The 19328-nt window shown below is 73.5% G+C and carries 15 protein-coding genes and 1 riboswitch; of the genes, 2 read left to right on the top strand and 13 right to left on the bottom strand.

Going from position 1 to position 19328, the window contains the following annotated elements; all coding sequences use genetic code 11:
- Positions 1 to 3: 3 nt before the first annotated feature.
- Genes cobJ through cobM form a run of 3 tightly spaced genes read right to left on the bottom strand, consistent with a single transcriptional unit; the run spans position 4 to position 3775 of the window.
- Positions 4 to 1707 carry a precorrin-3B C(17)-methyltransferase gene (gene cobJ / locus LMU33_RS30680; RefSeq protein WP_228623975.1) on the bottom strand — a complete coding sequence of 568 codons (1704 nt, stop codon included), beginning with the start codon at positions 1705 to 1707 and terminating at the stop codon, positions 4 to 6.
- On the bottom strand, positions 1704 to 2960 hold the full coding sequence (gene cbiE / locus LMU33_RS30675; protein WP_228623974.1) for a precorrin-6y C5,15-methyltransferase (decarboxylating) subunit CbiE: 1257 nt from the start codon (positions 2958 to 2960) through the stop codon (positions 1704 to 1706). The genes cobJ and cbiE overlap by 4 nt, the downstream gene beginning before the upstream one ends.
- Complete coding sequence (cobM, locus tag LMU33_RS30670) at positions 2957 to 3775, bottom strand: precorrin-4 C(11)-methyltransferase (protein WP_228623972.1); 819 nt, start codon at positions 3773 to 3775, stop codon at positions 2957 to 2959. Before cobM ends, cbiE begins: the two co-directional genes overlap by 4 nt.
- Positions 3776 to 3893: 118 nt before the next feature.
- Here cobM and LMU33_RS30665 point away from each other — a divergent pair, with 118 nt between their 5' ends.
- Positions 3894 to 4628, top strand: a complete 735-nt coding sequence (locus LMU33_RS30665; RefSeq protein WP_228623970.1) for a ZIP family metal transporter — start codon at positions 3894 to 3896, stop codon at positions 4626 to 4628.
- A 230-nt stretch (positions 4629 to 4858) separates the two neighbouring features.
- Here LMU33_RS30665 and cobI read toward each other — a convergent pair whose 3' ends face one another.
- The 10 genes from cobI to LMU33_RS30615 all read right to left on the bottom strand — a co-directional run bounded on the left by cobI (position 4859) and on the right by LMU33_RS30615 (position 18458).
- Positions 4859 to 5590, bottom strand: a complete 732-nt coding sequence (cobI, locus tag LMU33_RS30660; RefSeq protein ID WP_228623968.1) for a precorrin-2 C(20)-methyltransferase — start codon at positions 5588 to 5590, stop codon at positions 4859 to 4861.
- The gene (locus LMU33_RS30655; protein ID WP_228623967.1) at positions 5587 to 6966 is read right to left on the bottom strand and encodes a cobyrinic acid a,c-diamide synthase CobB; all 1380 of its coding nucleotides are present in this window, start codon (positions 6964 to 6966) and stop codon (positions 5587 to 5589) included. Before LMU33_RS30655 ends, cobI begins: the two co-directional genes overlap by 4 nt.
- On the bottom strand, positions 6960 to 7559 hold the full coding sequence (cobO, locus tag LMU33_RS30650; protein ID WP_228623965.1) for a cob(I)yrinic acid a,c-diamide adenosyltransferase: 600 nt from the start codon (positions 7557 to 7559) through the stop codon (positions 6960 to 6962). Before cobO ends, LMU33_RS30655 begins: the two co-directional genes overlap by 7 nt.
- Positions 7559 to 9550 (bottom strand): putative cobaltochelatase, encoded by a 1992-nt coding sequence (locus LMU33_RS30645; protein WP_228623964.1) that lies wholly within the window; start codon positions 9548 to 9550, stop codon positions 7559 to 7561. The genes cobO and LMU33_RS30645 overlap by 1 nt, the downstream gene beginning before the upstream one ends.
- Positions 9547 to 13200, bottom strand: a complete 3654-nt coding sequence (gene cobN / locus LMU33_RS30640; RefSeq protein WP_228623962.1) for a cobaltochelatase subunit CobN — start codon at positions 13198 to 13200, stop codon at positions 9547 to 9549. The genes LMU33_RS30645 and cobN overlap by 4 nt, the downstream gene beginning before the upstream one ends.
- Entirely contained in the window at positions 13197 to 14705 is a 1509-nt protein-coding gene (locus LMU33_RS30635) for a cobyric acid synthase (protein WP_228623960.1), read from the bottom strand. The genes cobN and LMU33_RS30635 overlap by 4 nt, the downstream gene beginning before the upstream one ends.
- On the bottom strand, positions 14702 to 15667 hold the full coding sequence (locus tag LMU33_RS30630) for a cobalamin biosynthesis protein (protein ID WP_228623958.1): 966 nt from the start codon (positions 15665 to 15667) through the stop codon (positions 14702 to 14704). Before LMU33_RS30630 ends, LMU33_RS30635 begins: the two co-directional genes overlap by 4 nt.
- A gap of 104 nt (positions 15668 to 15771) precedes the next feature.
- Positions 15772 to 15913: riboswitch (cobalamin riboswitch) on the bottom strand.
- Positions 15914 to 16055: 142 nt separating this feature from the next.
- Positions 16056 to 16283: a hypothetical protein gene (locus LMU33_RS30625; protein WP_228623956.1), complete on the bottom strand. Its 228-nt coding sequence runs from the start codon at positions 16281 to 16283 to the stop codon at positions 16056 to 16058.
- A gap of 34 nt (positions 16284 to 16317) precedes the next feature.
- Positions 16318 to 17568, bottom strand: a complete 1251-nt coding sequence (locus tag LMU33_RS30620; RefSeq protein ID WP_228623955.1) for an inorganic phosphate transporter — start codon at positions 17566 to 17568, stop codon at positions 16318 to 16320.
- Positions 17569 to 17711: 143 nt separating this feature from the next.
- A complete protein-coding gene (locus LMU33_RS30615; protein WP_228623953.1) occupies positions 17712 to 18458 on the bottom strand; it encodes a lysozyme in 747 nt (248 codons plus the stop codon).
- A gap of 190 nt (positions 18459 to 18648) precedes the next feature.
- Between LMU33_RS30615 and LMU33_RS30610 the strand changes: the two genes are divergently transcribed.
- The gene (locus tag LMU33_RS30610; protein WP_228623951.1) at positions 18649 to 19323 is read left to right on the top strand and encodes a class II aldolase/adducin family protein; all 675 of its coding nucleotides are present in this window, start codon (positions 18649 to 18651) and stop codon (positions 19321 to 19323) included.
- Positions 19324 to 19328: the final 5 nt, after the last annotated feature.

Genomic DNA, 19328 nt, shown 5'->3' with positions numbered 1-19328 from the left:
GGTTCACCGGGCGCCCTCCTGAGTGCGTTCCTGCCAGCGGTAGCCGCGCGGGGTCACCATGCGTCCCGCGATGATCCTGGTGGCCGTATTGCCCACCGTGACGACCGTCATCATGTCGACCGTCGCCGGGTCCAGCCCGGCGAGGGTCGTGACCCGGCTGGCCTCGTCCGGCCGGGACGCGTTGCGGACGACCCCCACCGGCGTGGTCGGCTCCCGGTGCCCGGCGAGGATCGCGAGCGCCTTCGGCAGCTGCCAGTCGCGGCCCCGGGAGCGCGGGTTGTAGAAGGTCACCACGATGTCCGCCTCGGCCGCCGCCCGCACCCGCCGCTCGATGACCTCCCACGGCGTGTGCAGGTCGGACAGGCTGATGGACACGTGGTCGTGGCCCAGCGGCGCGCCCAGGACCGCCCCGGCGGCCAACGCGGCCGTCACCCCGGGCACCCCGACCACGTCGATGTCCTCGGAGGCCTCGGCGAGCGCCGGGGACGCCATGGCGTACACGCCCGCGTCCCCGCTGCCGATCAGCGCGACCGCATGCCCCTTGCGGGCCTCGGCAACCGCCGTACGCGCCCGCTCCTCCTCGGCGCCGAGCCCCGACTCCAGCACCCGGGTGCCGGGCCGCAGCAGATCGCGGATCTGGTCCACGTACTGGTCCAGCCCGACCAGCACCGAGGCCCGGCGCAACTCCGCCGCCGCGCGCGGGGTCAGCAGGTCCCGGGCGCCGGGTCCGAGGCCGACCACCGCGAGCCGCCCGCGCCCCGGACGCCGTACGACGGCACAGGTCGCCATCGCGGCCTGCCCGTCCTCCCGCACCGACTTCCGCTTGGGCACGAGGAGTTCACCACCGCGCACCAGAGCCGCCGCCTCGGCGACCGACGGGGTGCCGACGGCCGCGAGCGGCGCGTGGGACGGATGGGGCACCTCGACGGCGGCCAGCTCCTCGGCGGAGTACGTCACCAGTGGCACCCCCAGCCGCTCGGCGGCGGCCACGATGCCCGGCTCCTCCGACTTGGCGTCCACCGTGGCGAGTTCGGCCACGGACCTCGGTGACAGCCCCGCCTCGCGCAGCGCCCCCTCGACCAGCCCGAGGACCTCCTCCACCGGAGCGCCCCGGGACGCGCCGACCCCGACCACCAGCGACGGCGGCCTCAGCAGCACCTCGCGCTCGCCGGGTGCGACGTCCCGGTCGGTGAGCCGGATCGTGTACGCGCCCTGCGGCGAGGTCGGCAGCGGAGGCAGCGGCCAGGCCGACTCGGCCTCCAGCGCGACCGGTTCACCGTCCAGCAGGGCGCGTGACACGGTCGCGACCGAGCCCTCGTACGGCAGCCCCAGCGTGTCCAGGCCGGCCAGCCCGACCGCGTCCGTCGCGGTCGTCACCACCGGCTCGGCGCCCAGCAGCTCGCCGGCCTCCCGGGCGAGTTCGTTGGCGCCGCCGCCGTGGCCGCCGAGCAGCGACACCGCGAACCGGCCGCCCTCGTCCACGCACACCACACCGGGGTCGGCCGCCTTGTCGCCGAGCAGCGGCGCGAGCAGCCGTACCACCGCGCCCGTCGCCAGGAAGCACACCAGCTGCTCGCACTCGGCGAACGCGGTCCGCACCGCCTCCCCGACGGGCCCCTCGTACACCCGGGTACGGCCCGGCCAGGCCGCGGCCAGCCGGTCCCGTGCCGCCGCCCCCGCCGCGGTGGCGGAAATCAGGCCGATCACTCGAGAACTCCTTCACTAGGCACCGGGGTTCCGACATTTCTTTCACCCCAGAGCAGAAAGACAGGATTGGTCGCCGCGAGCCGGGTCACATCCCCCGGCAGCGGCGCCAGGCGCGAGGACTGCAGCAGCACCCCCTCGCAGGTGAACCCGGCGGCCGTGAGCGCCTCGCGCGCCGCCGGCACCCGGTCGAGGGCGGCCATGGCGACGACGACCGTACGCCGGGCCCGCCGGGCGCACGCGGTGACGACGGCGGGCAGTTCGCGCCCCCCGCCGCCGACGAACACGGCGTCGGGATCGTCGGCGAGCCCCGCCAGCACGTCCGGCGCCGAGCCGTGCACCACGTCCACGTCGACGCCGTGGGCGTGTGCGTTGGCGCGGATCCGCCCCACCCCGTCGGCCGCCTTCTCCACGGCGACGACGGCCGCGCCGAGCCGCGCGCACTCGACCGCCACCGAGCCCGAGCCGGCGCCCACGTCCCACACCAGGTCGCCCAGCCCCGGCCCCAGCCGGGCCAGCGCCAGCGCGCGCACCTCGAACTTGGTGATCATCGAGTCGCGGTGGGCGAACCCGCCCTCGGCCAGCGCCCACTGCGCAGGCCGCGCGGGCACCCCGGCGACCGTGCGCACCGGCCCGAGCGCCCGCGCCTCGTCCAGACACAGCACCACGCTCACCGCCGTACCCCAGTCCCGGGCGGCGGCCTCGGCGGGCGTGACCCGCTCGACCCGCTCGTCCGCGCAGCCGAGGGCGGAGGCGACGACGAGGACACGCCCCGGCTTCCGCGGCTCGTGCAGCAGCGCCGCCCCCAGTTCCGCCGGCCCCGCGCCCGGCCCCGTCAGCACCGCCACCTTCGGCCGCGCCCGGCACACGTTGACCGCCGTACGCAGCTCGCGGCCGTGCGCGCTGACGACCACGGCGTCGTCCCACGGCAGCCCCGCCCGCGCGAACGCGGCGGCGACGGACGAGACCCCGGGCCGGACATCCAGCAGCCGCGAGCCGAACCGCTCGGCCAGCACCCGCACGATCCCGAAGAACCCCGGGTCGCCGGAGGCCAGTACCACCACCGGAAGCTCTTTGTCGACATACCCGGCAATCGTGTCCATGGCGGGCGCCAGCGGCCCGAGCACGACCTGCTCGGCACCCTCGGGCAGCCGTACCGCGTCCAGGTGCCGGCGCCCGCCGACCACCAGCGCGGCCCCCGCGAGGACGTCCTCGGCGACCGGCGCGCCCGTCCCCGTGCCGACGACCGTGATCAACTCTTCGCCCTCTGCTCGCGCAGGGCCCGCCGGGCCTCCGGGTCGGCCTTGCGGTAGCCGTGGAAGTGCCCCGGGTGGTACAGGTGCGAGCGGGTGCCGTGCGCGTCCAGCGCCGGGCCGACCAGGAAGAGCGTGTGCTTCCAGAGCCTGTGCTCCTTGACCGTCTCCTCCAGTGTGCCGACCGTGCACCGCACGACCAGCTCCTCCGGCCAGGTCACCTGATAGGCGACGAGAACCGGGGTGTCCGTCGGGTAGCCGCCCTCCAGCAGCTCGCGCACCAGCTGCCCGCTGCGGGCGGCGGAGAGGAAGATCGCCATCGTCGTACCGTGCCGGGCGAACTCCCGTACCTCTTCCCCGGGCGGCATCGGCGTCTTGCCGCCGCCCAGCCGGGTCAGGACGACGGACTGCGCGACCTCGGGAATGGTCAGCTCGCGCTGCGCGAGAGCGGCGACGGCGGAGAAGGACGAGACTCCGGGTACGACCTCTGTGTCGATCCCGATCTGCGCGCACCGGTCCAGCTGCTCCTGCGTGCCGCCCCACAGCGCCGGGTCGCCGGAGTGGATCCGCGCGACCCTCAGCCCCTCGGTGTGGGCGCGCCGGTAGACGGCGACGACCTCCTCCAGGGGCATGGCCGCCGAGTCCAGGATCTCCGCGTCCTCGCGCGCGTGCTCGAGGACCTCCGCCTGGACCAGGCTCGCCGCCCAGATCACCACGTCCGCCTCCGCGATGGCGCGCGCGGCGCGGAACGTCAGCAGATCGGCGGCGCCGGGGCCGGCACCGACGAACGTCACCTTGCCGGTGGGGGCATCGGCCATGGGAAGGGTCCTCTCGTACGGGAAACACACATCAAAAGCGGGTGAAATGTCAGGGTCTGGCGGGGTGTGATCGGCGCCGGATGTGCGCGAAGGCGCCTCCATCGGATAGCAAGGGCCTATGGCGGTCTTCGTCGCGCTCGGCGCGTTCCTGATGACGCTGGCCGGCGGCTGGACGGCACAGCGCGTGACCGACCGGCGCCATCTCGTCCTGGGACTGGCCGGCGGCCTGATGCTGGGTGTGGTCGGCCTGGACCTGCTGCCGGAGGCGCTGCACGCGGCCGGCCGCGAGATCTTCGGCGTACCCGCCGCCCTGCTGCTGTTCGTGGCCGGCTTTCTCCTGGCCCACCTGGTGGAGCGGACCCTGGCCGCCCGCCAGGCCGCGCACGGCGGCGCCGAGGGGCACGACCACCGGGCGCCCGAGGTGGGCCTCGTGGCGGCCGCCGCGATGGTGGGCCACAGCGCGATGGACGGCGTGGCCATCGGCGCGGCCTTCCAGGTCGGCGGCGGCATGGGCGCGGCCGTGGCGCTCGCCGTGATCGCGCACGACTTCGCCGACGGCTTCAACACCTTCACCATCACGAGCCTGTACGGCAACGCCCGCCGCCGGGCGATCGCCATGCTGGTGGCCGACGCCTGCGCACCCGTGCTGGGCGCGCTGTCGACCGCGTTCTTCCACATCCCCGAGGCGGCGCTCGGCGGCTACCTGGGCCTCTTCGGCGGCGTCCTGCTCTACCTCGCCGCCGCCGAGATCCTGCCCGAGGCCCACCACGAGCACCCCGCGCGCTCCACCCTGCTGTGCACGGTGGCGGGCGCGGCGTTCATCTGGCTGGTGGTCGGCCTCTCCGGCAGCTGAACGGACCGGCGACGGGCGGCCGGCGCCCCCGGCGGCCGCCGCCCTGGCCGGTCGCCCCGGTCGCTTCACAGTTTTCCGCCTCGTCCGCCGTCCCGCCGTGGGGGCGCGATCAGTGTCGACAGGTGCGGCAATGGGGTCCCGTCCAGCGGTCTCGCCGGCAGCTGAACGGACTGGTGACGTGTGGCCGGTGTCTCCGGTGGCCGCCGTCCCGACCGGTCGCCCCGGTTGCTTCACAGCTTTCCGCCTCGTCCGCCGTCCCGCCGCGGGGGCGCGATCAGTGTCGACAGGTACGGCAGCGGGGTCCCGTCCAGTTCGGCGGCCGGCCGTACCGACTCCTCCGGCAGCCCCAGCGCCGATCCCCACACGGCATCCGCCAGCCGCCCGTTCTCCTTCAGCGCCTCGGCGACCTCGGCGGCCTGCCGCCCGAACTTGTACGCGACGACGGTCCCGGGCCCGGCCAGCGCCTCCTTGAGCACGGCGGACCCCGCGGTCACCGGCACCAGCGTCAGCGGCTCGGTGCCCTCGGTCAGCACGGCACCGGACCGGGCCGCCAGATCCTGCATGGCGGTGATCCCGGGCACGGTCTCCACGACGACACCGGGCACCAGCCCGGCGATCGTCTGCGCGAGATACGTGAACGTCGAGTACACGTTGGGATCGCCGATGGTGGCGAAGGCGACCGACCCGTGCTGCTCCAGCAGCCCGGCGACCGCGGCACCCGCCGCGTCCCAGGCGGCCTCCCGGCGCGCCCGGTCCGTCCGCTCGTTCAGCGCGAACACCACCCGGACGACCTTGTCCTCGGGCACGTAGTGCAACACGGTCGCCTCGGCCCGGCCCCGCTCTCCCGTGTCCATCACGGGTACGACGACGACATCGGCGGCCCGCAGGGCGTTGACCCCCTTGACGGTCACCAGCTCCGGATCACCGGGACCGACCCCGACTCCGACCAGCCTGCTGCTCATGACGTCCGGCACCTCTCCACGAACCGACGGGCGACACCGGGCTCGGACGCCCAGTGCGTGTGCAGATAACTCGCGTGCACGCCGTGCTGTACGAAACCTTCGACCCGCCGGACCGGCGCCCGCACGCCCCACGCCGGAGCAGCCCCGGCGCCGGGCTCGACGACGGTCCGATGGAACTCGTGCCCCCGCATCCGCGTCCCCGCGGCGGCCAGCACACTGTCCCCGACGGCCACGGCGTCCCGGTAGCCGAGCGTCAGCCGTTCCGTCATCCGCGCGGTGGCGTCCAGCACGCCGCACATCGGCTGCCCGTCCAGCTCCCGGCATAGGTAGAGCAGTCCGGCGCATTCGGCTGCCACCGGGGCACCGCTCAGCGCCAGCTCGGCAATCGCCTTGCGCAGCGGCTCGTTGGCCGACAGCTCGGCGGCGTGGACCTCGGGGAAACCGCCGCCGATGACCAACCCGGCGGCACCGTCCGGGAGTTGCTCATCACGGAGCGGATCGAAGGTGACGACCTCGGCACCGGCGGCGGTCAGCAGCTCGGTGTGCTCGGCATAGGAGAAGGTGAACGCGGACCCACCGGCTACGGCGACCACGGGCGCTCGCCTTCCAGCCGACGGTCTCGGGCGGTGGGCGGCCGAGGCGGGGGTCCAGGGGGCGGAGCCCCCAGGGAGGGCGCCTGCACTACGGGCAAGCGCTTCGAGGGCGTCCAGGTCGCACCCCTGACCCACCTGCACCGCCATCGCCGCCACAGCCTCCACCGCCGCAGCGCCCCGCTCCGCAACCGGCACCAACCCCAGATGCCGAGAAGGCGTCGACACCTGCCCGGCCCGCCGCAGGGCACCCAGCACCGGCACTCCCGCCGAGTCCAGCGCCTCCCGCAGCAGCTCCTCGTGCCGGTCGGACGCGACCTTGTTCAGGATCACGCCCCCGACCCGCACCTGGGGATCCCAGGAGGCGAACCCGTGCACCAGCGCCGCCACCGACCGCGACTGCGACGAAGCGTCGACGACCAGCACCACCGGTGCCCTGAGCAGCTTGGCGACATGCGCGGTGGACGCGAGTTCCCCCTCGCCCGCCACCCCGTCGTACAGCCCCATCACACCCTCGACCACGGCGATGTCACACCCCCGCGCCCCGTGCAGGAACAGCGGAGCGACCAGCTCCGGCCCGCACAGGTACGCGTCCAGGTTGCGCCCCACCCGCCCCGTCGCGAGCGCGTGGTACCCGGGGTCGATGTAGTCCGGCCCGACCTTGTGCGGGGACACGGCGAGCCCCCGCGCGGCGAACGCGGCCATCAGCCCCGTGGCGACGGTGGTCTTGCCGCTGCCCGAGGAGGGCGCGGCGATGACCAGCCGAGGCACCGACGACGTCACCACTCGATGCCCTTCTGGCCCTTCTGCCCCACGTCCATGGGGTGCTTGACCTTGGACATGTCGGTGACGAGGTCGGCGAAGTCGACCAGCTTCTCCGGCGCGTTCCGCCCGGTGATCACCACATGCTGCGTGCCGGGCCGGTTCCGCAGCACGTCCACGACCTCATCGGTGTCCACCCACCCCCAGTGCATGGGGTAGGCGAACTCGTCCAGCACGTACAGCCGGTAGGTCTCGGCGGCCAGGTCCCGCTTGACCTGCTCCCAGCCCTCCCGGGCCTTCTCCTCGTTGTCCATCTGGGCGTCCCGTTGGACCCACGACCAGCCCTCGCCCATCTTGTGCCAGTCGACGGTGCCGCCCTCGCCGGAGGCGCCGAGCACCCGCAGGGCGTTCTCCTCGCCGACCTTCCACTTCGCGGACTTGACGAACTGGAACACCCCGATCGGCCAGCCCTGGTTCCAGGCGCGCAGCGCGAGCCCGAACGCGGCGGTGGACTTGCCCTTGCCGACGCCCGTGTGCACGACGACCAGCGGCCGGTTGCGGCGCTGACGGGTCGTCAGGCCGTCGTCCGGTACGACACTCGGCTGTCCCTGCGGCATTACGCGGCCCTCCTCTGTACGTCCTTCACCAGCCCGGCGATCGAGTCCGCCCGCAACTCGTCGAGCGTCACCGCCGTACCGCCCAGCTCACCCGCGAGCTGTCCGGCGAGCCCGAGCCGCACCGGCCCCGACTCGCAGTCCACGACCACCGACGCGACCCCCTCGGCCGCGAACAGCCGAGCCGCCCGCCCGGCCAGCGCGACCGGCTCCGGGCCACCGGTGGCCCGCCCGTCGGTCACGACGACCACGAGAGCCCGCCGCGCCGGATCCCGCAGCCGCTCCACGCGCAGCACCTCGTGCGCCTTGAGCAGCCCGGCCGCGAGCGGCGTACGGCCACCGGTCGGCAGCGACTCCAGCCGGGCCGCCGCCGCGTCCACGGAGGAGGTCGGCGGCAGCGCGACCTCCGCGGCCGAGGCCCGGAAGGTCACCAGGCCCACCTTGTCCCGCCGCTGGTAGGCGTCCAGCAGCAGCGACAGCACCGCACCCTTCACGGCACCCATCCGCTGCCGCGCCGCCATCGACCCGGAGGCGTCCACGACGAACAGCACGAGGTTGCCCTCGCGCCCCTCCCGGGTCGCCTGCCGCAGATCGTCCCGGCGGATCACCAGCCCCGGCCCCGACCGGCCACGCGCCCGCTGGTGCGGGGCCGCCGCCTGCACGGTGGCGGCCAGGTGCAGCTTGGTCAGCGCTCCCCGGGGCCGCCGTGCCCCGGTCGTCCGCCCGTGCTCGGTGCGCGCCCGCGACCGACGGCCTGCGGCACCCTCCCCGATCCCGGGCACGCTCAGCACCTTGGTCCGGAACGGCTCGGCGGCCCGTACGGCCGACTGCTCCCGTGCGCCGGAGGCCTGCGGTTCCCCGGCCTCACCGGCCTCGGGCCGCGCGGCGGTGTCACCGCCGCCCTGGGGGCCGCTGTCGGGCGCAGGCCGGCCACCGCCGCCACCGGGACCGTCGGGATCGGGGTCGTCCTCGCCCTCGTCCTCGCCGGAGAACTGCTCCATCGTCTCGTCCAGCTTGTCCTCGTCCAGGCCCGGCGCGTCGAACGGGTTACGGCGCCTGCGGTGCGGCAGCGCCAGCAGCGCCGCCTGCCGCACGTCCTCGGCGAGCACGTCGGTCCGCCCGGCCCACGCGGCCAGCGCGGTCGCCGTACGCGCCATCACGATGTCGGCGCGCATGCCGTCCACCTCGAAGGCCGCGCAGGTCGCCGCGATCTGCCGCAGCGCCCCGTCGCCGAGCCGCACCTGCGGCAGCAACTCCCTCGCCGCAATGATCCGTTGACGTACGGCGGCCTCCTCCTCGGCCCACCGCGCGGCGAAACCGGCCGGATCGTCGTCGTACGCCAGCCGGCGCCGCACCACCTCGACCCGCTGTTCGGGCTCCCGCGAGGCCGCGACCTCCACGGTCAGCCCGAACCGGTCCAGCAACTGCGGCCGCAGCTCGCCCTCTTCGGGGTTCATCGTGCCGACGAGCAGGAAACGGGCCGCGTGCCGCACGGAGACGCCCTCGCGCTCCACGTACGAGGCACCCATCGCCGCCGCGTCCAGCAGCAGGTCGACCAGGTGGTCGTGGAGCAGGTTGACCTCGTCGACGTACAGGATCCCGCGGTGCGCGTCGGCCAGCAGGCCCGGCTCGAACGCCTTCACGCCCTCGGCGAGCGCCCGTTCGATGTCCAGGGCGCCGACCAGCCGGTCCTCGGAGGCACCGACGGGGAGTTCGACCATCCGGGCCGGGCGCGCCGTACCGGGCCCCGGCTCGTGCGGCCCGTCCGGGCAGGACGCGTCCGGGGCCGCCGGGTCACAGGAGAACCGGCAGCCCGGCACCACCGCGACCTTCGGCAGCAGCGCCGACAGGGCGCGCACCGCCGTCGACTTGGCCGTGCCCTTCTCGCCGCGCACCAGCACACCGCCGACCGCCGGGGACACGGCGTTCAGCAGCAGCGCGAGCCGCAGGTCGTCCTGACCGACAACGGCCGTAAAAGGGAAGGGGGTTGTCACTGGTCGTCGCCCTCCAAGTCGCCTTCCAGCTCCAGGTAGGTGGCGCGCAGCCGCTCCAGCGTCTCCGCGTCCGGCTCCGCCCACAGGCCACGGTCGGCGGCCTCCAGCAGCCGCTCGGTGATGCCGCGCAGCGCCCACGGGTTGGACTTCTTCATGAAGTCCCGGTTCTCCGGGTCGAAGACGTACTCCGCGCTGAGCTTCTCGTACATCCAGTCGTCGACCACGCCCGCGGTGGCGTCGTAGCCGAACAGGTAGTCCACGGTCGCCGCCATCTCGAAGGCGCCCTTGTAGCCGTGCCGGCGCATGGCCGCCATCCAGCGCGGGTTGACCACGCGGGCCCGGAAGACACGGTGGGTCTCCTCGCCGAGCGTGCGGGTCTTCACCTGGTCGGGTACGGCGGAGTCGCCGACGTACGCCTCCGGGTTGGTGCCGGTCAGGTGCCGGACCATGGCGACCATGCCGCCGTGGTACTGGAAGTAGTCGTCGGCGTCGACCAGGTCGTGCTCGCGGGTGTCGACGTTCTTCGCGGCGACCGCGATCCGCCTGAACGCGGTCTCCATGTCCCCGCGCGCCGCCCGCCCGTCGAGCCCGCGCCCGTAGGCGTAACCGCCCCAGACGGCGTACACCTCGGCCAGGTCGGCGTCGGAGCGCCAGTTCCGGGCGTCGATCAGCGGCAGCAGACCGGCGCCGTACGCTCCCGGCTTGGAGCCGAAGATACGGGCCGTCGCGCGCCGCCGGTCACCGTGACCGGCGGTGTCCTCGTCGGCGTGCGCCTTCACGAAGTTGCTCCCGGCGGGCTCGTCCAGCTCGGCCACGGCGCGTACCGCGTCGTCGAGCAGGCCGACGACGTGCGGGAACGCGTCCCGGAAGAACCCGGAGATACGGATCGTCACGTCGATGCGCGGCCGCCCCAGCTCCTGCAGCGCAACCACCTCGAAGCCCGTGACCCGGCGCGAGGCGTCGTCCCACACGGGGCGGCAGCCGAGCAGCGCCAGGATCTCGGCGATGTCGTCGCCCTGGGTGCGCATCGCGGACGTCCCCCAGACCGTCAGGCCCACGGACTTCGGGTACTCGCCCGTGTCCTGCAGATACCTCTGCACCAGGGAGTCGGCGAGTGACTGGCCGACCTCCCAGCTCAGCCGTGACGGGATGGCCTTGGGGTCCACCGAGTAGAAGTTCCGGCCGGTCGGCAGCACGTTGACCAGACCGCGGGTCGGGGAACCGGAGGGGCCGGCCGGGACATATCCGCCGTTCAGGGCTCGCAGGATGTGCCCGATCTCGTCGGTGGTGCGGGCGAGCCGCGGCACGACCTCGGCGCAGGCGAACTCCAGCACCGCGACGGCGTCCGGGAGTTCGATGCCGAGCACGTCACTCAGGACAGCCGGTACGGCCGTGCGCTCCCAGCCCTGTTCCTCCATGCCCTCCGCGATCCGCCGGCACAGCTGCTCCAGCAGGTCGATCGCGTCGGAGGCGGTACGAGCCGGACCCTCCACCAGGTCGGTCAGCTCCACCGGCACCTTCACCGGAGCGCCGGGCTCGCCCAGCAGCTCCTTCTCGTCCAGCCCGAAGCGGGCGGCGAGGCAGGCGCGCAGACCCGGCAGCGCGTTCGCCTGCCCACCCCACACCTGCGAGGCGCGGAGCACGGCGAGGACGAGGTTCACGCGGGGTTCGCCGACCGGTCCGCCGCCCAGGATGTGCAGGCCGTCGCGGATCTGCACGTCCTTGATCTCGCACAGATAGCCGTCGATGTGCATGACGAACTCGTCGAACTCGGCGTCGTCCGGCTGCTCGTCCACATGCAGGTCGTGGTGCAGCTCGGCGGCCTTGACCAGCGTCCAGATCTGGGCGCGGACGGCCGGGGCCTTCGCCGGGTCCAGGTCCGAGACGAGCGCGTACTCGTCCAGCAGCTGCTCCAGCTTGGCCAGGTCGCCGTAGGTGTCGGCGCGGGCCATCGGCGGCACCAGGTGGTCGACCACCGTGGCGTGCCCGCGCCGCTTGGCCTGGGTGCCCTCGCCGGGGTCGTTGACGATGAACGGGTAGATCAGCGGCAGGTCGCCGAGGACCGCGTCCGGCGCGCACCCGGCGCTCAGCCCCAGCCCCTTGCCCGGCAGCCACTCCATCGTGCCGTGCTTGCCCATGTGCACGATCGCGTCCGCGCCGAAGTTGTTCTCCAGCCACCTGTAGGCCGCCATGTAGTGGTGCGAGGGCGGCATGTCGGGGTCGTGGTAGATCGCGATCGGGTTCTCGCCGAAGCCGCGCGGCGGCTGGATCATCACCACGACGTTGCCGAACTGCAGGGACGCCAGCACGATGTCGTCGCCGTCGACGTACAGGCTGCCCGGCGGCTCGCCCCACGCCTCCAGCATGCCTTGCCTGAGGTCCGGGTCCAGCTTCTCGAACCAGGCCCGGTAGTCGGCCAGCGGCACCCGCGCGGGCGCCGCCGCCAGCTGCTCCTCCGTCAGCCACTCCACGTCGTGGCCGCCGGCCTCGATCAGCCGGTGGATCAACTCGTCGCCGCCGGAGGGGTATGCGGTGAGGGAGTACCCCGCGTCCCTGAGCGCGTCCAGCACCCGCACCGCCGAAGCCGGGGTGTCCAGACCGACCGCGTTGCCGACCCGGGAGTGCTTCGTCGGGTAGGCGGTGAAGACCAGCGCGATGCGCTTCTCCGCGTTCGGCTTGTGCTTCAACTGCGCGTGCCGCAGGGCGATTCCGGCCACCCGCGCGGCCCGCTCCGGGTCGGCGACGTACACCGGGACCTCGTCCGGGCCCTGCTCCTTGAAGGAGAACGGCACCGTGATCAGCCGGCCGTCGAACTCCGGGATCGCGACCTGCATCGCCGCGTCCATGGGGGAGAGGGCGGCGTCCGACTCCTCCCACGCGGCCCGCGAGGAGGTGAGGCAGAGCCCTTGCAGGACGGGGACGTCGAGGTCGGCGAGCGCGCCGATGTCCCAGGACTCCTCGTCACCGCCCGCCGAGGCCTGCGAGGCGTGCGTGCCGCCGGCCGCCAGTACGGTGGCCACCAGCGCGTCGGCCTTCCCCAGCAGCTCGTACAGCCCGGCGTCCGCGCCGCGCAGCGAACCGCAGTACAGGGCAAGCGCGTTGGCGCCCTTCGCCTCGATGGCGTCGCACAGGGTGTCCACGAAGGCGGTGTTGCCGCTGAGCTCGTGCGCCCGGTAGAAGAGCACGCCCACGGTGGGGCGTCCGTCGACGACAGCACGATCACCGTGGACGCCGTACTCCGGCATCTTGCGCGGCTCCTCGAAGCCCTCGCCGGTCAGCAGCACGGTGTCCGAAAGGAACCGGGACAGCTCCAGCAGGTTCGCGGGCCCGCCCTCGACCAGGTACCTCAGTGCCTCCGCCACCACACCGGCAGGCACCGACGACTCGGCCATCAGCTCGGCGTCCGGCACGGCCTCGCCGCCCAGCAGCACGGTCGGGATCCCGGCCGCCTTCAGCGCGGCGAGCCCGTCCTCCCAGGCGCGCCTGCCGCCCAGCAGCCGTACGACGGCGAGGTCCGCGCCCTCGATCAGCCGTGGCAGCTCCTGCTCGGTGTCCACGCGCGTCGGGTTGCCGATGCGGTAGTCCGCGCCGGAGGCCCGGGCCGCCAGCAGATCCGTGTCGGCGGTCGACAACAACAACACTGTGCTCATGCAGGCGCTCCCGGTGGGATGAAAGGCAGTCCTTGCGGCGCGCCCGACTCGATGAGCCGCCACAGCGCGTCCGTGTCCGCGTGCTGTTCGATCAGGTCGCCGAGCCGGTCGAGCTGCTCCTCGCGCAGCGCGGCGAAGGAGGTGTCCGGCGCGGGCACGAAGCGGCGGCCCGCGGCGGCCGCCACCTCGCGCAGGAAGGCCCGCCGGAAGCCGTCCGACTCCAGCGAGCCGTGCCAGTGCGTGCCCCAGGTCCGGCCGACCCGGCAGCCGTCGAGGAAGGCCTCGCCGCCCTCGATCGTGGCCACGCCGTGGTGGATCTCGTACCCCTCGACCGGCTCGCCGAGGGCTTCCCCGGCCGGCCGGGTCAGGGTCTTCTCACGGGCGAACCGCACCCGCACGGGCAGCACACCGAGCCCGTCGACCGCGCCGGCCCGCGACTCGACCTCGTCCTCGATGTGCTCGCCGAGGATCTGGAAGCCGCCGCAGATGCCGAGGACGGGGCGTCCTTCGGCGGCCCGCCGTACCAGCGCGTCGGCCAGCCCGCGCTCGCGCAGCCACTGAAGGGCCCGTACGGTCCCGCGCGTGCCCGGGACGACGACCAGGTCCGCGTCGGCCAGCTCCTCCGGGCGGTCCACGAACCGCACCACGACCCCCGGTTCGGCGGCCAGCGCGTCCACGTCCGTGAAGTTGGACATCAGCGGGATCGCGCACACGGCGACGCGCAGCACGTCCGCACCCAGGGGCGGGGTCACGGTGGACTCGCGGACCGTGCCGCGCAGCGACACCCGCAGTCCGTCCTCCTCGTCGATGCCCAGCCCGTGCCGGAACGGCAGCACGCCGTACGCCCGCCGCCCGGTCAGGCCCTGGAGCATGTCCAACCCGGGCTCCAGCAGGCTGACATCCCCCCGGAACTTGTTCACCAGGAACCCGGCGACCAGTTCCTGGTCCTCGGGTGAGAGCAGGGCGACGGTCCCGAAGAAGGACGCGAAGACGCCCCCGCGGTCGATGTCGCCCACCACCAGCACGGGCAGCCGCGCGTTCCGTGCGATCCCCATGTTCACGATGTCGGTCCGGCGCAGATTGATCTCGGCCGGGCTGCCCGCACCCTCACAGATCACCGCGTCATACGTGCCCCGCAACTCGGCCAGACAGTCCAGCACCGTGCCCAGGAGCTTCTGCTGGCGCCCGCCGTGGTAGCCGCGCGCGCTCAGCTCGCCCACCGGCTTGCCCAGCAGCACCACCTGGCTGCTCTGTTCGCCGCCCGGCTTGAGCAGCACCGGGTTCATCAGCGCCGTCGGCTCGATCCGGCACGCCTGGGCCTGCATGGCCTGCGCCCGCCCGATCTCCGCGCCCTCACGGGTCACGAAGGAGTTGAGCGACATGTTCTGCGCCTTGAACGGCGCGACCTTCACGCCCTGGCGCACCAGCCACCGGCAGATCCCGGCCGTCACGACGCTCTTTCCGGCGTCGGAGGTGGTGCCGGCGACGAGGAGACCCCCGCTCACTTGCCACGTCCCTTCAGACCCTTGACGACACCCTTGAGGAGGAGGCGCGCGGCGACCGTGGTGCCGAGCGCGAGCAGGCCGACGCGGCGGGAGAGCCGTACGGCCCGGTCGATGTCGGTGACCTGGACGGCGCGTCCGGCCCGCCCGTTGAGCACGGGGCGGTGCTCGATCCGGCCGCCGTACGACAGCGTGCCGCCCAGCCGCACCCCCAGCGCCCCCGCGAACGACGCTTCGACGGGCCCGGCGTTGGGGCTCGGGTGCCTGCGGGCGTCGGCCTTCCAGGCGCGCAGGGCACCGCGCGGGTCGGATCCGGCCACGGCGGCGAGTACGGCGGTCAGCCGGGCCCCCGGCCAGCCGGCGACGTCGTCGAGCCGGGCGGAGGCCCAGCCGTAGCGCCGGTAGCGGGGCGACCTGTGACCGACCATCGCGTCCAGGGTGTTGACGGCCCGGAACCCCAGCAGCCCGGGCACCCCGGCCACGGCCCCCCACACCAGGGCGCCCACGACGGCGTCGGAGGTGTTCTCGGCGACCGACTCCACCACGGCCCGGGCGATCCCGTCGGCGTCCAGCGCCTGCGGGTCCCGGCCGCACAGATGCGGCAGCCGGGCCCGCGCCGCCTCGACGTCCCCGCACTCCAGGGCGCGCCCGATCGTGCGGGCCTCCCGGGCGAGCGACGTACCGCCGACGACCGCCCAGGTGGCGGCGGCGGTCAGGGCGACGGAGGCGGCGGGGGAGGGGCGTACGGCGCGTGCGGCCAGCGTGCCGAGCGCGACGGCGCCACCGGCGCACACGGCGGTGTGCACGGCGCCCCAGCCGCGGTGGTCGTGCCACAACGCGCGGTCCACGGCAGCGGCCGCACGACCGAACGCGGCGACCGGATGCCCGCGGCGAGGATCGCCGAGGAGCAGGTCACCGAGAAGACCGGCGGCGGCGCCGTACGCGAAAGTGCGATCGGCACCCATCGGCTCAGCCGGCCGTGGGTACAGGAGCGGGCCTGGTGCGGGTCCTTGTCCTTCGGCAGCCGGGCATGGCGATCGATGTCCTCACTCAGGGTGTCCGCGCCCTGGTTCGACGAGATTCGGCGGTGAGAGTTCCTGGCTCCCGGGGGTTCTTCCCCGGTGACAGTGGCGGGACCGCGCCGGATTCGCACCGGCTTCCTCTTCTGCCGCCGTACATGGCCTGGGCAGTCCACCACGCGCCCGGAACGGCCGTCAACTTGCCGTTGACCTGCGAGGGGAGAGTGTGCCGATCCCCACACCGTGGGGCGCCCGTGGCCTGTGGGCATGGCGAAGGCTCCCCTCCGTCACGCCTGGAGGGGAGCCTTCGTGTTGCCTGGTTCGTGGTGGTCCGTCAGGACTTGGAGACGATCAGGAAGATGCCGTACGCCACCGCCGCCGCGCAGGCCGCGAAGCAGACGTAGGCGCCGGTGACGGCGAGGGTCGCGGAGTTGCCCTGGGCCGCGGCCTTCTCGCGCCGGGCCAGACCGTTGATGCCGAGGGTGAACAGGGCCACCAGGCCCACGGTGAACACGAGGCTGGTGCCGAAGACGGAGCCGAGGGCCGACCAGTCGATCTTCATGGGGTTGCTTCCTTGGTTACCGGTGGGGCCGGGGTCAGACGGTCGCGGCCGGCGGGGCGGCCTCGGTCGCGGGCTCGGTGGCGGCAGGGGAGGCGATCGTGGCCGTCAGGTCCTCGGTGATCATGCCCGCCGGGGGCGGGGTCACCGCGGCGATGGCGGCCGTCACCACGCCGGCCGGCTCCTCGGTCTCGGCCACGACGTTGGTGTGGTCGACGACCTCGCGGCGGGAGATCTTCCAGATCGCGGCGCTCGCGGCGACCAGGAAGACGGCGACCACGGCGGTGCCCCAGTCACCGAGATCGGTGACGGACTCGGCGCCCGCGCCGACCAGCGCGGCGGCCGGGAGGGTGAGCACCCAGGCGACGACCATGCGGGTCGCGGTGGACCAGCGGACCACCCCGCCCTTGCGGCCGAGGCCCGCGCCCATCACCGAGCCGGAGACGACGTGCGTGGTGGACAGGGAGAAGCCCAGGTGGGAGGAGGCCAGGATGGCGGTCGCGGCGCTGGTCTGGGCGGCGAAGCCCTGGCGCGGCTCCAGGTCGGTCAGGCCCTTGCCCATGGTGCGGATGATCCGCCAGCCGCCGATGTAGGTGCCGAGCGCGATGGCCAGGCCGGCGGAGAGGATGACCCAGGTGGGAGGGTTCGAGCCCGGGGCGATGGAGCCGCCCGCGATCAGCGCGAGGGTGATGATGCCCATCGTCTTCTGGGCGTCGTTGGTGCCGTGCGCGAGGGAGACCAGGCCGGCGGAGGCGATCTGGCCGGCGCGGTAACCCTTGCGGGTGGCCTCGCCCTCGGCCTTGCCGCCGATCCCGTAGGAGAACCGCGTGGCCAGCATCGAGGCGACGCCCGCCACGATCGGCGCGGCGACCGCCGGGAGCAGCACCTTGGTGACCAGGGCGTCACCGTGCACGGCGCCGAAGCCGGCGGAGGCGACGGTGGCGCCGATCAGACCGCCCATCAGGGCGTGCGAGGAACTGGAGGGCAGGCCCACCAGCCAGGTCAACAGGTTCCAGAGGATCGCGCCGACCAGGGCGGCGAAGATGACCTCGGGACGGATGCCGGTCTCGTCGACGAGACCCTTGGAGATCGTGTTGGCGACCTCCACGGAGAGGAAGGCGCCCACCAGATTCAGGGTGGCGGACATCGCCACCGCGATCTTGGGCTTCATGGCGCCTGTGGAGATGGTGGTGGCCATCGCGTTGGCGGTGTCGTGGAAACCGTTCGTGAAATCGAACGCGAGAGCGGTTACCACCACTGTCGCGAGGATCAGCGAGAAGCTTTCCATTTACCCAGGCAATCGTTCGAGGTCATTGGCTGGACGACCGTAGGCAACCTGGGTGAACGGAAGATGAACTGAGGCGGGCGTGGGAGTGTCCAGAGAGGGGGATCGAGGTTCCGCTCGGCTCCCGTGTCCCAGGTGCACCTTGGCTACCGGCCGCGCGCGAAGGTCCGCAGCCGGGCGGTGGAGCCGTTGAAGAGATTCTGGTCACCCGGCAGCCGGCCCCGGGTGCCGAACTGCCAGAACGTCCAGTACCGCCACCCGCCCGGCAGCTTCCCCGGCCGCGAGGTGCCGTGCCGGGCGATCCACAGGGCGTGGCTCTTGGCGAACGCGCGGCTGTTGCCGGTGCACAGCCGCCACCACTGGGTCGTCGTGTAGATCACCGGGCGGCGGCCGGTCTCCCGCTTGACCTCGTTGCTGAAGGACCGGATCCAGCGGACCATCCGCGTCCTGCCCAGCCCGTAGCACTTGTGCCGCTTGCTGTACGGGTTGTACTCGATGTCGAGCGCGGGCGGCAGCGTCCGGCCGTCCGCCCGCCAGCCCCCGCCGTGCCGGACGAAGTACGCGGCCTGCCGGGCGCCGGAGGACCTGTCCGGCCGGGCGAAGTGGTACGCGCCCCGGTACAGGCCCGCCTTGCGGGCACCGGTGTACTGCTGGGCGAAGTAGGGGTTGCGGTAGTCCGTGGATTCGGTCGCCTTGACGTAGACGAACCGCGCGCCCCTGGACCGGGCGGCCGCCCAGTCGACGCGCTTCTGGTAGGAGGAGACGTCGTGCCCCCGGGGCCGGCCCGAGGCGAGCGCCTCGGGTGCGGCCGCGGTGCCCACGAGGACGAGCGCCGCCGCGGCCGCCGCGAGGACACCGGCGCGGTGACGGAGAAGGGTGCGGTCGCGGGCCATGTGTCTCCCCGGGTCGGCGGACGAAAGATCGTTCCGGCGGGCAAGAGAGACCATTGAAGGCCCGATGATCTTCGAATCGGTGCCTTTTTGCGGCGATTCACCATGACTTTCGCCCATTCGGGGGCATGTGCTTACGGCCGGAAGCGACCGTCCACCCCCCTCCCGAGGGCGCGGCTGGCAGGATCGCGGCATGGCTGAACAGCGGCGGGACGCGGAACGGGACGCGGAACAGGTGCGGATCCGGGCGGAGCTGGTCGCGACGGCGCGGCGCACCGTAGCCGACGGGCTGGTGGTCGGCACCTCCGGAAACGTCTCGGCACGCGTCGGCGACCTGGTGCTCGTCACCCCGTCCGGCCTGCCGTACGACCGGCTGACCCCGGACCACATCACCGGCGTCGACCTCACCGGACGCCAGGTGCTCGGCACACTGGTGCCGACCAGCGAGCTGCCCATGCACCTCGCCGTCTACCGCACCACCGACGCCCGCGCGGTCGTCCACACCCACGCGGTGCACGCGACCGCGGTCTCCACGCTCGTGCCCGAGCTGCCCCTGGTCCACTACATGGCCGCCGCCCTCGGCGGCCCCGTACGCGTCGCCCCGTACGCCACGTACGGCACCGACGAGCTCGCCGGCAACATGCTCCGCGCCCTGGCCGGCCGCTCCGGCTGCCTCCTGCAGAACCACGGCACCCTCACCTACGGCACCACCCTCGACCAGGCCTACGACCGCACCGCCCAGCTGGAGTGGATGTGCCGCCTGTGGCTGACGGCGTCCTCGGTACCGGGCCTGACCCCGTCCCTGCTGACGGAGGCACAACTGGCCGAGGTCGGGGAACGTTTGCGGGAGTACGGCCAACGGAGGTGACACCT

Origin of the sequence: Streptomyces barringtoniae (assembly GCF_020819595.1) — a bacterium.
Lineage (GTDB): Bacteria > Actinomycetota > Actinomycetes > Streptomycetales > Streptomycetaceae > Streptomyces > Streptomyces barringtoniae.
The sequence above is the reverse complement of the archived record's forward strand: the minus strand, read 5'-3'. Positions and strand labels throughout refer to the sequence as shown.